This is a genomic window from Allobosea sp. 67-29 (assembly GCF_001898115.1).
Taxonomy (GTDB): Bacteria; Pseudomonadota; Alphaproteobacteria; order Rhizobiales; family Beijerinckiaceae; genus Allobosea.
Genome location: NZ_MKSQ01000005.1, coordinates 340,746 through 353,657, shown reverse-complemented (window position 1 = coordinate 353,657; position 12,912 = coordinate 340,746). Strand labels below are relative to the sequence as shown.

Sequence of the window (12,912 nt, the reverse complement as noted above, 5' to 3'; positions counted from 1 at the left end):
ATGACCGATCTCGCCTCCACCGAAGCCGCCGCGGGTACCGCGCTCGCCGAAACCGACGACGGCACCGCCAGGCTGCACCGCAACCTGTTCGTCGCCATTGCGGCGCTGCTGGTGATCGCGCCCTTCGTCGCCTATCCCGTCTTCGTGATGAAGGTGCTCTGCTTCGCGCTGTTCGCGCTCGCCTTCAACCTTCTGCTCGGCTATGGCGGCCTGCTTTCCTTCGGACATGCCGCCTATTTCGGCATGGCGAGCTATGTCTCGGCCTATACGGCCAAGAACTGGGGCCTGACGCCCGAGCTCGCCATCCTGCTCGGCACCGCCGTCGCGGCGCTGCTCGGCACCGTCTTCGGCGCGCTCGCCATCCGGCGACAGGGCATCTATTTCGCGATGATCACGCTGGCGCTGGCCCAGATGGTGTTCTTCTTCTCGCTGCAGGCGCCGCGCTTCACCGGCGGCGAGGACGGCATCCAGGCGGTGCCGCGGGGCAAGCTTTTCGGACTCGTCAGCCTCGCCGACGACCGCGCCCTCTACTGGCTCGTCGCCGCGATCTTCATGGGCGGGCTATTGCTGATCTACCGCATCATCCACTCGCCCTTCGGCCAGGTCTGCAAGGCGATCCGCGACAACGAGCCCCGCGCCATCTCGCTCGGCTACCGCGCCAACCGCTACAAGCTGATGGTCTTCGTGCTCTCCGCCGCGCTCGCCGGGCTCGCCGGCGCGACCAAGGCGATCGTCTTCCAGCTCGCATCGCTCACCGACGTCTACTGGACCATGTCGGGCGAGGTGGTGCTGATGACGCTGGTCGGCGGGCTCGGCACCGTGTTCGGGCCGATCGTCGGCGCCGCCGTCATCGTCGCCATGCAGAACTACCTCGCCACCTTCGGCGCCTGGGTCACGGTCATCCAGGGGGTGATCTTCGTCGCCTGCGTGCTGCTCTTCCGCGAGGGCATCGTCGGCGTCATCGCCAGGGCGATCCGCAAGCCGCTCTGACGCCGGCGCGAGCGGTCAGCGGATCAGCTGCGAGATCACCCGGAACTGCGGATGGGCCGCGGTCCGCAGCCACTCGAACAGCACCATCTCGGTGGTGACCAGCTCGGCGCCATGGGCCGCCATGCGGCGCAGCGCGGCCGCGTGCGATCGGGGAGCCCGCGAGCCGACCGCATCCTCCACCACCACGACGCGGCGGCGATGCTCCAGCAAGGTGACGACCGTCTGGCCGACGCAGACATGCGCTTCGCAGCCGCAGACGACCAGTTCCCTGTCGCCGCCGAGCGCCTCGAGCACGGCCGGCTCGGCGCAGGCATCGAAGGCCATCTTGGCGATGGCGGGCGGCAGGCCGGGGAGCTCCGGAACGGTCCGACCGAGCTTGGCCGGGTTCTGTTCGGTCACCACCACAGGCACGCCGAGCAGACGACCCGCCTCGAGCAGGCGGGCCGTGTTGGCGACGACGAGGCCGCCTTGATCGATCGCCGGCATCAGCCGCTCCTGCAGGTCGATGACCAGCAGCATGGCGTTCCGCAGGTTCAGCAACGGCATCGTCCGGCTCCCTTGCGCGACATCCTATCATAGCCGCCCCGGCCGCGGCGCGCGTCAAGCCACCTATGGTCCAACCGGCTTGACACGAAGCGTTGATATCAACATGAACTCCTGAGGAGGGGCCGCGACCGCCGGTCCGGCGAGCGGCCCGTGCGGCACAGCAGCCCCAGCTCCGCGCGGCCTTCGCGAAGGCCGCATCCCGTCACCCGACAAGATCCGCCGACCCACCGCCTGAGGACAAGCCATGGCCCAGATGATCTTCCTCAACCTGCCCGTGAAGGACCTGCCCGCCTCGATGGCCTTCTTCGAAGCGCTCGGCTTTTCCTTCAACCCGCAGTTCACCGACGAGACCGCAGCCTGCATGGTGATCAGCGACACGATCTTCGCGATGCTGCTGACGCATGAGAAGTTCGCGAGCTTCTCGCCCAAGCCGATCGCCGACACCGAGCGGAGCGTCGAGGTGCTGACCTGCCTGTCGCGCGAGAGCCGCGAGGCGGTTGACGCGATCGTGAAGGCGGCGCTCGCCGCCGGCGGCTCGACCTATAACGACCCGCAGGACCACGGTTTCATGTATGGCCACGGCTTCCGCGACCTCGACGGGCACGTCTGGGAAGTGATGTGGATGGACCCGGCGGCGGTGGCGGGCTGACGCCGATCCGTCTCCATCGCAGAGCCGACCCGACGCCCCGCCCATAGCGCATGGCGCGCGGCGGATTTAACCTGCAGCCATTCCCCTGACGCAAGTTTGACTGCAGGCTCCATGGACAAGCGGGTCGAAACCCAGGCGCATGCCGCGCCGCTGACGCATGCCGACATCCGCTCGATCCTGATCGGTGTGATGGTCGCGATGTTCCTGGCCGCGCTCGACCAGACCATCGTGGCAACCGCCCTGCCGACCATCGGGACCGATCTCGGCGACGTCGCCCACCTGCCCTGGATCGTCACGACCTATCTGCTCGCCTCGACGGCCGTCACGCCGCTCTACGGCAAGCTGGCCGACATCCACGGGCGGCGCGTGGTGCTGCTCTCGGGCATCGTCGTCTTCATGGTCGGCTCGCTGGCCTGCGCGCTGGCGCCGAATCTGTGGGCGCTGATCCTCGCGCGGTTCGTCCAGGGCCTCGGCGGCGGCGGCCTGATCGCGCTGGCGCAGACCATCGTCGCCGACATGGTGCCGCCGAAGGAGCGGGGCCGCTATCAGGTCTATTTCGCCAGCGTCTTCCTGTCCTCGTCGCTGATCGGGCCCGTCCTCGGCGGCGTGCTCGCCGAGAAGCTGCACTGGTCGGTGATCTTCTGGATCAACCTGCCGCTCGGCATCGGCGCCTACTGGATGTCGAGCGCGGCGCTCAAGCGGCTGCCGCGCCACGAGCGCCCGCACAAGCTCGACGTGCTCGGCGCGCTGCTGATGACGGCGGGCACGCTCTCGCTGCTGCTCGCCCTCTCCTGGGGCGGCACTGCCTATCCCTGGCGGTCGCTGCCGATCGCCGGGCTGGTGGGCGCGACGCTGGTGCTATGGTCGCTCTTCGCCTGGCGCCAGCGCGTCGCGGCCGAGCCGCTGATCCCGCTCGACGTCATGAACAACCAGGTCGTGCGGTTCGGCACCGTGGCCGCCGGCCTCGCCATGGGCGCCTTCATCGGCCTGACCATCTATCTGCCGCTCTATTTCGAGACGGTGATGGGGCTGAGCGCGACGCATTCCGGCCTCGGGCTGCTGCCGCTGACCTGCGGAACGGTGATCGGCGCCACCAGCTCCGGGCGCGCGATGACGAAGCTCACCCATTACAAGCGCGTCCCGATGGTCGGGCTCATGGTCGCCTGCGCCGGCGCCGCGGTGCTGGCCGTGTTCTCCGGCCGGATTCCGCTCGCCCCGTTCTGCGTGATCCTGGCCGTCGTCAGCGTCGGCCTCGGCACGTTGCTGCCGGTCGCCACCGTCTCGATCCAGAATGCGGTCCGGCCGCATCAGCTCGGCACGGCGACCGCGGTGGCCAACTTCTTCCGCCAGATCGGCGGCGCGCTCATCGTCGCGGTCTTCGGTGCGATCGTGCTCGGCGGCGTCGGCGGCGAGACGGGCCAGCTCTCGCCCGAGGCGCTGAAGCTCGGGACGGTCGATCGCGAGACCATGGTGATGCTGTTCCGCTACGTCTTCGGCGCCGCCGCCTTCGGCTTCGCGCTGGCGCTGCTCTCGCTCGGGCTGATGAAGGAGCTGCCGCTGCGCGGCGGGGCGGCAGAGGCCGCCAAGGCCGCAGCCCTGGAATGAGGGAACCGGCGCAGCCGGGCCCGCGTTTCCATCTGCCTGTCATCTCTTCCGTGCAGGCTTCGCCCGCTTCCGCAGCAGGAGTCGCGCCATGTCCGATCTCGTCGTCATCGTCTATCCGACCGAGGCCCGCGCCGAGGAGATGCGCCAGAAGCTCCTCGGGCTGCAGAAGGAATACCTGATCGAGATCGGCGACGCCGCCATCGCCGTCATGCACGAAGGCGGCAAGGTGAAGCTCAACCAGCTGCTCAACACCACCGCCCTCGGCGCGGTCTCGGGCTCGTTCTGGGGGCTGCTGATCGGCGCGATCTTCCTGATGCCGATCTTCGGAGCGGCGCTCGGGGCCGCTTCCGGCGCGCTCGGCGGCGCGCTCACCGATTACGGCGTCGACGACGCCTTCATGAAGGACCTCGCCGGCAGCCTGCAGCCGGGCAACGCCGCGCTGTTCGTGCTGGTCAAGAAGATGACCGGCGACAAGGTGCTGGAGGCCCTGCGCGGCACCGGCGGCACCGTGCTCAAGACCTCGCTCGACCGGTCGCAGGAGCAGAAGCTGCGCGATGCGCTGGCCGACGCCCACGCCGCGGCTCCCGCCACGGACGCTCCGCCGGCGGCGCAGGGCTCCGGCGCGCCCTCGCCGGTCGGCTGAAGTCGCGCTGCGTCCCTTTCCGGCGAAGCAAGGCTTCGATCTCGGAGCCGCCGGATATGGCGGCTCCGGCGCTCAGTCTCGCAGCAGCTCGTTGATGCCGGTCTTGGAGCGCGTCTGGGCATCGACCGTCTTAACGATCACGGCGCAGGCCAGCGACGGCCCCGGCGTGCCGTCCGGGAAGGGCTTGCCCGGCAGCGAGCCCGGCACGACCACCGAATAGGGCGGCACCTTGCCGATATGGACCTGGCCGGTGGCGCGGTCGACGATCTTGGTCGAGGCCGAGATGAAGACGCCCATCGAGAGCACCGAGCCCTCGCCGACGATCACACCCTCGACCACCTCGGAGCGAGCGCCGATGAAGCAGTTGTCCTCGATGATGGTCGGGTTGGCCTGCAGCGGCTCGAGCACGCCGCCGATGCCGACGCCGCCCGAGAGATGCACGTTCTTGCCGATCTGGGCGCAGGAGCCGACCGTCGCCCAGGTGTCGACCATGGTGCCGGAATCGACATAGGCGCCGATATTGACGAAGGACGGCATCAGCACCACGCCCGAAGCGAGGTACGAGCCCTTGCGCGCGGCGGCCGGCGGCACGACGCGGAAGCCGGCGGCGCGGAAGCGGTTCTCGCCCCAGCCCTCGAATTTCGACGGCACCTTGTCCCAGAACACGCCCTCGCCCGGGCCGTTGGCGATGATCATGTTGTCGGTCAGGCGGAACGAGAGCAGCACCGCCTTCTTCAGCCACTGATGCACGACCCAGTCGGCACCCTGCTTCTCGGCGACACGGGCCTCGCCCGCATCGAGCATTTCGATCGCCTGTTCCACCGCCTCGCGGACGGCGCCTTTGGTCTGGACGCCGATCTCGGCCCGGTTCTCCCAGGCGGCGTCGATGGTGGCGGCGAGATCGGCGAGGGACATGAGCACGGCTCCGGCGCTGGACAGACGGCGCGAGCGATGGCGGATGCGGCGCCCGGCGTCAAGCCGCGGATCGGCGCCGCAGCAGATAGGTGTCCATGATCCAGCCATGCCGAGTGCGGGCCGCGGCCCTGACCTCGGCGATCCGCGGAGCGATCTCCGCCAGCGGGCCGGCAAGCAGGATCTCCTCGGGCATGCCGAGATAGGCGCCCCAGAAGATCTCCAACCCGGCCGGATCGAGCTTGGCGAAGGCCTGCTCCCCGTCGAGCATCACCACGACGCTGTCCTGATCGGGCGGGAATCCGAGCGCGAGCCGTCGCCCGGTCGTGAGCAGGACGGGGGCGCCGATCCGGTTCAGCGGGATGCGATGGCGCGCGGCGAGGACCTGCACGCTGCTGATGCCGGGATAGACCCGCCAGTCGAGGGCGAGACCGGAAGCGGCGACGCGCTCCACGATCCTGAGCGTGCTGTCGTAGAGCGCGGGGTCGCCCCAGACGAGCAGCGCACCGGTCTGCCCGTGCTGCAATTCGGTGTCGAACAGGGCCCGGTAGCGGCCGGCAATGCGCTCGTGCCAATCGTCGACGACACCGTGATAGTCGCTGCCCGCCTCGGCGCGGCGCGGGATTTCCACGGGCACGGTGCGGTAGCCGGGATTGCGGATGAAGCGGGCGCAGATCGCCTCGCGCAGGGCCCGAAGCGCGGCCTTCTCCTCGCCCTTGTCGGGGATGAACAGGATATCGGCGCGGTTCAGCGCCTCGATCGCCTCGACCGTCATATGGTCGGGACTGCCGGCCCCGATGCCGATGATGAGGATGGTTCGCATGCCGCTCCAAAGCTTCGCCGCCGCTTAGCATGACCCGCGCCGGGAATGCGAGACCCGGACGCGACGCGCCGCCGCTGCCGGCGGGCTCGGCGCTTCAGCGCCAGCGGCGCCTGAAGCGCCTCCAGAACCGCCGCGAGGCGCGCGCGCCGGTCGCCATGACGTGGCCCAGCACGGGAATCAGCATCCGCCACCTCCTCACAGAACTGCCGATCGCTTTCGGCGCCTGCCCGCGCCCGGACAAGGCCGGCAGCGGAGCATGGCCCGACACCCGGCCACAGGCCGTCAGGAGCACCGCCCCGGTTCCGGCCCCGCCAAGCTGCGATCACGCGGCACGATGGATGTCCTTCATGGCGCCCGGAAGACGGTGCTGCGGCCCTTGCAAGGGCCTCGGACCCTGCTCGGGCAATGTGATGGCGAGCAGGTCGACGAGCCGCCGCATGCGCGGCGGCAGCGCCGCGGGATCGACGAGGTCGTCCGGTCCCTTGGCCAGCGCCAGAGCCCGACGCAGTTCGGACCGGCTCGCTCCGGTGCGGACGATCTCGCGGATGACGAGTTCGTCGGTCCGCCCGATCACGGCCGCGACATCGACCTCGCTGACCTCACCCATTCCGGTTTCTCCGTCGGCTGATTCACTGGCCGAAAGAGAGATAGGCGCGCCGGAAGACAGGCGCAAGCCGTTGTTTTTATTAGTTAAATGGAATGATTCGAATGTAAACGGACCCTTGTCGCCGATGCGCGTGACCGGATCATGACCGCAGCGGCCCGACGATTTCGAGCGGCGCACCGTGGCTCAGGCGGGGTTCAAGGACGGCGTCGGCGGACCCGAAGAAGGACAGCGCGCAGATGCCTTGCCCCCGCGCCGCGAGGGCGTGCGCCGGGCCGGCTCCCTCCTCCCGCGCAGCGACGATCGACAGTACCTGCTCGCCGATGCGGAACTGGACGAGGCCGAAGCCAAGGCCCGGGACGGTGCCGGCGGCGACGGGCTCCTGCCCGAGCAAGGCCCGGTAGCGCGCCGTGGAGGCGGCGAGATCCTTCACCGCGACGGTGACGGCGGCGATTCCCGTGACGCCATTGCGATGGATCCGCGGCGCACCTTCCGGCACGCGCAGGTGGCGCGGCGTGACGTCCGCGACGAGAAAGGGAATATCGGGCTCGACCGGGCGCGCCGAGCGCCAGGCGATGCGGCTGCCGTCGGGCTGGAGCCGGCCGCCGTCGATCGGACCTTCGAGCGCGATGCCGGCGTCGCGCTGGCGGGCGACATCCGCTTCGAAGACCTCGGGCAGGAGGGCATAGTCGACGAAACCCGGACCGGCCGCCTGGAACACCTCCCACCAGCGAAAGCCCGGAACCGGCTTGGGGAAAGCGATGATCTCGAGATAGGCGCCATCGGCCAGAACCACGAGCACGTTGCGTGAGCCGCGCGGATGCTCGCCGCCGGGCAGGACGGTGAAGCCGAGCGCCTCGTAGTCGCGCGCGGCGGCTTCGAGGTCGGCGACGGCGATGACGATATGGTCGATGGTGAAGGGCATGCTCGCTCCGTTCAGGCGCTGCTGGCGATCGTCTCGATACGTTCCATGCCGCCGAGATTCGGGGCGAAGGCCGCCCAGACCTTGCGGGCTCCCTCCTGCCAGCCGGCACGGTCCTCCGGCTCGAAGACCTTGCCGCCCCCGGCGGCGGCCTGTGCCATCGAGGCCCCCTCATCGGCCTGCATCAGCGCGTCGAAATGGGCGGCGCCCTCGCTCGCGGCGGCGGCAAGCGCGTCGCGGTCCTGCGGCGCCAGCGCCTTCCAGAACGGCGCGGCGACCATGACCACGCCGCTGGCCCAGATATGGCCGGTCTCGATCAGGCAGGGCACGACCTCATAGAGCCGGAAGCCGGCATAAGCCGACTTGGTCAGGTCCATGCAGTCGACGACGCCGGTCCTGAGCGCGTTGTAGACTTCCGGGATCGGCAGCGGCGTCGGATAGGCGCCGAAGCCGGACCACAGCGCGGTGTGGAGCGGGCTCTGGATCACGCGGATGCGCTTGCCCCGGACCGAGGCGGGGGTGGTCAGCGGCTCCTTGGCGAGCAGGTGGCGGGCGCCGTAGTTGACGAAGCCGAGCACGACGAAGCCCTGCGCCTCATATTGCGCCTTCAGCTCCGTTCCGAGCGGGCCGGCGAGCACGCGCCTCAAATGATCGCGGTCGCGGAAGAGGAAGGGCAAGTCGAGGATCTGGCCCTGCGGCACCCAGCCGGAGAGCGCCGAGATGGTCGACAGCGAGGCCTGGATCGAGCCGAGCCGCAGGCCCTCCGCCACCTCCTTCTCACCGCCCAGAGCCGCATTGGGGACGATGCGCAGATCGAAGCGACCGGGGGCCGTCCGCGACAGGGTTTCGGCGATATGCCGCCAGATCCTCGTCTCCGGCTTGTCCTCTCCAAGCAGCGAGGCGACCGTGACGGGCCTGCCGGCCGCCCAGGCAGCGCCGCGCAGCAGGGCAGGCGCGGCGACGAGGCCGGCGGCGACGGCGCGGCGCGTCGGTGTGGTCAGCGGCTTCATCGATCCTCCTGACGCCAGATCGCCCGAACCGGCGGCGTTCCGCAAGCGGCCTGGCGGCAAGGCAGGGCCTCGCGCGGCGCCGGCGCGGATTCCCAGCGGCGGGCGATTGCCTTATCCACGAGCCACGAGCCGCCGCGGAGGGACGCCATGACCGACACCCACGAGATTGCCTCCGGCCGGCTGCGCGCCACCATCCGCGCGCAGGGCGGCGAGATCGTCGCCTTCGCCGACGCGGACGGCCCCCTGCTCTGGCATGGCGGCCCGGAATGGCCGCGCCATGCGCCGGTCCTCTTCCCGATCGTCGGCCGCCTCGCCGAGGATATGCTGGTCCATGACGGGCGCTCTTACCACCTGACCCAGCACGGCTTCGCCCGCGACAGCCTGTTCGCCTGGGTCGAGCGGAGCCCGAGCCGGGCGGTGCTGGAACTGCGGGAGAGCGAGGCGACGCTGGCGATCTATCCCTTCCGTTTCGTGCTGCGGATGATCTACGAGCTCGCGGACGGCGTCCTCTCGGTGACGACGCGCGTCACCAACCCCGCCGACAGCGCGCTGATCTGCGGCGTCGGCGCCCACCCGGCCTTTCTCTGGCCGCTGGCGCCCGGCGTGCCGAAGGAGCGGCACAGGCTGAGCTTCCCGAACCCCGAGCCCGGCCCGGGCCTCGGCGTCGACGGCGGATTGCTCGGCCCGGCGATCCCGCTGCCCTTCACCGGGCGGGAGCTCGACCTTGCCGAGGGGCTGTTCGCCAGCGACGCGATCGTCATCCCGAACGTCGCCAACGAGGCTGTGCGCTTCGCCGCGCTCGACGAAGCCGGGCGCGAAATCCGGGCGCTGACCGTGAGCTGGGAGGGCTACAAGGACCTCGGCATCTGGTCGAAGCCGACGGGCGCGCCCTTCCTCTGCATCGAGCCCTGGTTCGGCATGGCGAGCCCGGTCGGCTGGCAGGGCGAATTCGCGGAGAAGCCCGGCGTGCTCCGGCTCGCGCCGGGCACGAGCCGGGACTTCGTCTGGCGCGCCACGCCGCATTTCATCCCGACGGCAGCGCCGGCCTGAGCGACCGCCTCACTTCTTCTCGACGTTCCAGAACAGCATGACCGGCGCCGCCAGCACGCCGGAGACATTGGCGCGGCGGGCATAGGGCTGGTCGAACTGCCCGAGCACGCGATAGGGCTGCACCTCGGCCAGCCGCTTGTGGAGCGCCTCCAGCGCGATTTTGCGGCTGGCATCGTCGGGCGCATCGACGAAGGCGCCGCGCAGCTTCTCGGCCTCGGCGTCGCAGGGCCAGCCGGCCCAGGCGCGCTGGCAGGCCATGTTGGTGCCGATGTTGGTCAGCGGCGACTGCATGGTCGCGCCCGAGGCATAGGTGACGAAGAGGTTCCAGCCGCCCTGGTCCGGCCGGCCCTTGTTCTGCTGGCGGGTGGTGACGGCGCCCCAATCGGCGAACTGCACGTCGACATTGAAGCCGACCTTCTTCAGCGAGGCGGCCGCGACCTCGGCCATGCGCCCGATCGGCGCGATGTCGTTGCTGGTGGTCAGCAGCAGCTTCTCGCCCTTGTAGCCGCTCTCCTTCAGGAGCTGGCGGGCCTTTTCCAGATCCGGCTTGGCATAGCCTTCCGTGCCGATTTCGGTGCCGTTGGGGCTGCCGCAGACGAAATAGGCGTTGCAGCGCTTCCACCATTCCTCGTCGCCGAAGCCGGCGGCGAGGAAATCGGCCTGGTCGGTGGCATAGGCCAGCGCCAGCCGCGCCTTCGGGTTGTCGAAGGGCGGGTAGAGATGGTTCGGCCGCAGCATCACCTGGTTGGCGAGATTGGAATAGCGCTCGACCTTGATGTCGCGATTGGAGGCGATGGTCGGGATCAGGTCCTGGCTCGGCTGCTCCCAGATGTCGATCTCGCCGGTCTGGAGCGCGGCCGCGGCGGTCGCGGCATCGGGCATGATCAGCCATTCGACGCGGTCGACCTTGACGACGCGCCCGCCGGCGAGGCCGTCGGCCGGCTCGGAACGCGGCACATAGTCGGGGTTGCGATCGTAGACGACCTTCGAGCCGCTGCGCCATTCCTCGCGATTGAACTTGAACGGGCCGGAGCCGATGGTCGTGGTGACCGGCTTCATCGGATCGCTCCTGGCGTCCGCCTCGCGCATGATCACCGGAATCTGGCCGACCGCCGAGCCGAGCGCGAAGGGCACCAGCGCCAGCGGGCGCTTCAGCCTGAGCTTGAAGGTCTTGGCGTCGACCGCCTCCATGCCCTCGGTATATTCGGCAAGCTTGCCGCCGATGGTGTCGCGCTTCATCCAGCGCTCGAGCGAGGCGATGACGTCCTTGGTCGTCACCGGCTGGCCGTCATGGAATTTGAGGCCGGGGCGCAGGGTGAAGGTCCAGGTCAGCTTGTCGGGCGAGGTCTCGAAGCTCTCGACCATCTGCGGCTTGGGCTGCAGGTTCGAATCCCAGGCGAAGAGCGTCTCGTAGATCATCAGCCCGTGCATGCGGGTGATGACGATCGAGGCCGCGACCGGGTCGAGCGTCTTGAGATCGGCATGCGGCGCGACCCGCAGCACACGGTTCGGCGCCGGCTGCGCCTGCGCTCGGGCGGCGAGCGGCAGCAGGGTGGCGGCCGTCAGGGCGAGAGCCGCAGCAAGGCGGGGTAGACGCATGGGAACCTCCTCCAGTCTTCGTCGAGCCGGCGCTTCCCCCTCAGGAGCGCCTAGTCGACACGGTCCATCTGCAAGATTCTCGCCCGGTGGCCGGCCACCCGCAGGCGGCCTTCCCCGTCGAGCCACAGACAAGGTCGCGCCCGCCAGGGGCCGTGCATCAGGTCGGCAAGGGCGCGCCCGTTCGGCAGCGGGGTCAAGCGGGTGATCCTGCCGTCGAGGGGCCAGGGCCAGAGCGCCGTGCCGTCGGGACGGATGTCGATCACGGTGCCGAAATGTGGATCGCGCCAGCGGCCGATCAGGCGGATGTCGAGCGCGGTGTCGGCCGGCACGCGCCGCAGCGAGCGCCGGACGCCGCCGATCTGCCCGGTCAGGCGGTCCGCCCCATCGCGCCGCAGGCGGATGTCGAGATAGGCCGGCAGGCTGCGCAGGCCGCCTTCACCATCGGAGACGAGCCGCTCATAGCCGCCCATGAAGCCGATCGAATCGGCGGCGAGCTCGGCCCAGAACGGACCCTCCTCGCTGGCGAACAGCCCGGGCGGGGCGTCCGCGGCGACCGGCAGGGGCTCGCCCAGCAACGCGGCGAGCACCGTCAGCGCCGGCCAGAGCGCCTCTTCCTCGCGATTGGTCAGCACGACGACGCCGACACCGAGTTCGGGCGCGGTTAGGACGTGATTGCGATAGCCGGTCAGCGAGCCGCCATGGCCGACGACGTCGAAGCCGCCGAGACGGCTGCAGACCAGCCCGAGCCGGTAGACGCTCTCGCTGCCGTCGGCGAAATGGCGCGGCGCGGTCAGCCGCTCCAGCATGCCGGCGAGCGGCCCGCGCCCGGCCAGCAGGGCAGAGCACCAGCCGGCGAGATCGGCGGCCGAGCCGGCGATGCCGCCGGAAGCGGAGAAATGGAAGCCGTAATGGCCGCGACGCCAGCTCTCGCCGTCGCGCCAATAGCCGGTGGCGAGACCGGGCACGATCTCCGCGTCGTCATAGGGCAGGCGGAAGGCGAGGCCGAGTTCGCCGGACAGCGCGGCGACGGTCTCGCCGTAAGGCTTGCCCGTGACCTTTTCGAGCACGCGCTGGGCAAGGCGCCAACCGGTGTTGGAATAGGCCATCTCCGTGCCCGGCTGGGTGCTGAGCGAAGGGAAGCGGCAGGCGAGGGCATGGATTTCGTCGGCGCTCAGGGTCGCGGTGAACGGCACGCCCTGCTGCCAGAAGGCTTCCATCATGTCCGGCAGGCCACCGGTCATGTCGAGGGCACGAACGAGCGGGACTTCGGCCAGCGGTGCCGGCAGTTCAGGCAACCAGCGGCCGAGCGGAGCATCGAGCGGCACCTCTTCGCGCAGCAACGCGATGGCGAGCACATGCTTGCTGATCGAGGCAAAGCGGTTCGCCGTCCGGGGCGTGAAGGGCAGGCCGTGCTCGATGCTGGCGAGCCCGCCGGCAAAAGCCTCGCGGACGCCGTCACGGTCAAACAGCACGATTGCGCCGCCCGGCCCGACCTCGCGCTGCCATCCGGCGGCGATCCCGGCCGCGCACGCAGCGGCTTCCGTCCAGTTCGCGGTCAT

General features: G+C 69.8%; 13 protein-coding genes. 5 read left to right on the top strand and 8 right to left on the bottom strand.

The features are described 5' to 3' along the window. Complete coding sequence (locus tag BGO20_RS02265; RefSeq protein WP_291663111.1) at positions 1–990, top strand: branched-chain amino acid ABC transporter permease; 990 nt, start codon at positions 1–3, stop codon at positions 988–990. Between the two features lie 15 nt (positions 991–1,005). On the opposite strand, the gene BGO20_RS02260 is transcribed toward BGO20_RS02265, so the two are convergent. Further along, the gene (locus BGO20_RS02260) at positions 1,006–1,536 is read right to left on the bottom strand and encodes an isochorismatase family protein (RefSeq protein WP_291663110.1); all 531 of its coding nucleotides are present in this window, start codon (positions 1,534–1,536) and stop codon (positions 1,006–1,008) included. A gap of 244 nt (positions 1,537–1,780) precedes the next feature. Between BGO20_RS02260 and BGO20_RS02255 the strand changes: the two genes are divergently transcribed. The 3 genes from BGO20_RS02255 (at position 1,781) to BGO20_RS02245 (ending at position 4,433) form a co-directional block, all read left to right on the top strand. Beyond that, positions 1,781–2,185, top strand: a complete 405-nt coding sequence (locus BGO20_RS02255; RefSeq protein ID WP_291663109.1) for a VOC family protein — start codon at positions 1,781–1,783, stop codon at positions 2,183–2,185. Positions 2,186–2,296: 111 nt separating this feature from the next. After that, complete coding sequence (locus tag BGO20_RS02250) at positions 2,297–3,790, top strand: MDR family MFS transporter (protein ID WP_291663108.1); 1,494 nt, start codon at positions 2,297–2,299, stop codon at positions 3,788–3,790. An 88-nt stretch (positions 3,791–3,878) separates the two neighbouring features. After that, positions 3,879–4,433 (top strand): DUF1269 domain-containing protein, encoded by a 555-nt coding sequence (locus tag BGO20_RS02245; protein ID WP_291663107.1) that lies wholly within the window; start codon positions 3,879–3,881, stop codon positions 4,431–4,433. Between the two features lie 72 nt (positions 4,434–4,505). Here the strand turns inward: BGO20_RS02245 and dapD are convergent, their stop codons facing one another. The 5 genes from dapD to BGO20_RS02220 all read right to left on the bottom strand — a co-directional run bounded on the left by dapD (position 4,506) and on the right by BGO20_RS02220 (position 8,704). Further along, entirely contained in the window at positions 4,506–5,348 is an 843-nt protein-coding gene (dapD, locus tag BGO20_RS02240) for a 2,3,4,5-tetrahydropyridine-2,6-dicarboxylate N-succinyltransferase (RefSeq protein ID WP_291663106.1), read from the bottom strand. Between the two features lie 58 nt (positions 5,349–5,406). Continuing rightward, positions 5,407–6,168, bottom strand: coding sequence for a precorrin-6A synthase (deacetylating) (cobF, locus tag BGO20_RS02235; RefSeq protein WP_291663105.1), 762 nt, complete (start codon positions 6,166–6,168; stop codon positions 5,407–5,409). Positions 6,169–6,490: 322 nt separating this feature from the next. After that, positions 6,491–6,775, bottom strand: coding sequence for a hypothetical protein (locus BGO20_RS02230; RefSeq protein WP_291663104.1), 285 nt, complete (start codon positions 6,773–6,775; stop codon positions 6,491–6,493). Positions 6,776–6,914: 139 nt separating this feature from the next. Then, positions 6,915–7,697: a VOC family protein gene (locus BGO20_RS02225; RefSeq protein WP_291663103.1), complete on the bottom strand. Its 783-nt coding sequence runs from the start codon at positions 7,695–7,697 to the stop codon at positions 6,915–6,917. A gap of 11 nt (positions 7,698–7,708) precedes the next feature. After that, on the bottom strand, positions 7,709–8,704 hold the full coding sequence (locus tag BGO20_RS02220) for a TRAP transporter substrate-binding protein (RefSeq protein WP_291663102.1): 996 nt from the start codon (positions 8,702–8,704) through the stop codon (positions 7,709–7,711). Between the two features lie 147 nt (positions 8,705–8,851). On the opposite strand from BGO20_RS02220, the gene BGO20_RS02215 reads away from it, so the two are divergent. Next, positions 8,852–9,754, top strand: coding sequence for an aldose 1-epimerase family protein (locus BGO20_RS02215; protein WP_291663101.1), 903 nt, complete (start codon positions 8,852–8,854; stop codon positions 9,752–9,754). A 9-nt stretch (positions 9,755–9,763) separates the two neighbouring features. On the opposite strand, the gene BGO20_RS02210 is transcribed toward BGO20_RS02215, so the two are convergent. Both BGO20_RS02210 and BGO20_RS02205 read right to left on the bottom strand, forming a co-directional pair. Beyond that, positions 9,764–11,353, bottom strand: a complete 1,590-nt coding sequence (locus BGO20_RS02210; protein ID WP_291663100.1) for an ABC transporter substrate-binding protein — start codon at positions 11,351–11,353, stop codon at positions 9,764–9,766. A gap of 50 nt (positions 11,354–11,403) precedes the next feature. Beyond that, the gene (locus tag BGO20_RS02205; RefSeq protein WP_291663099.1) at positions 11,404–12,912 is read right to left on the bottom strand and encodes a serine hydrolase domain-containing protein; all 1,509 of its coding nucleotides are present in this window, start codon (positions 12,910–12,912) and stop codon (positions 11,404–11,406) included.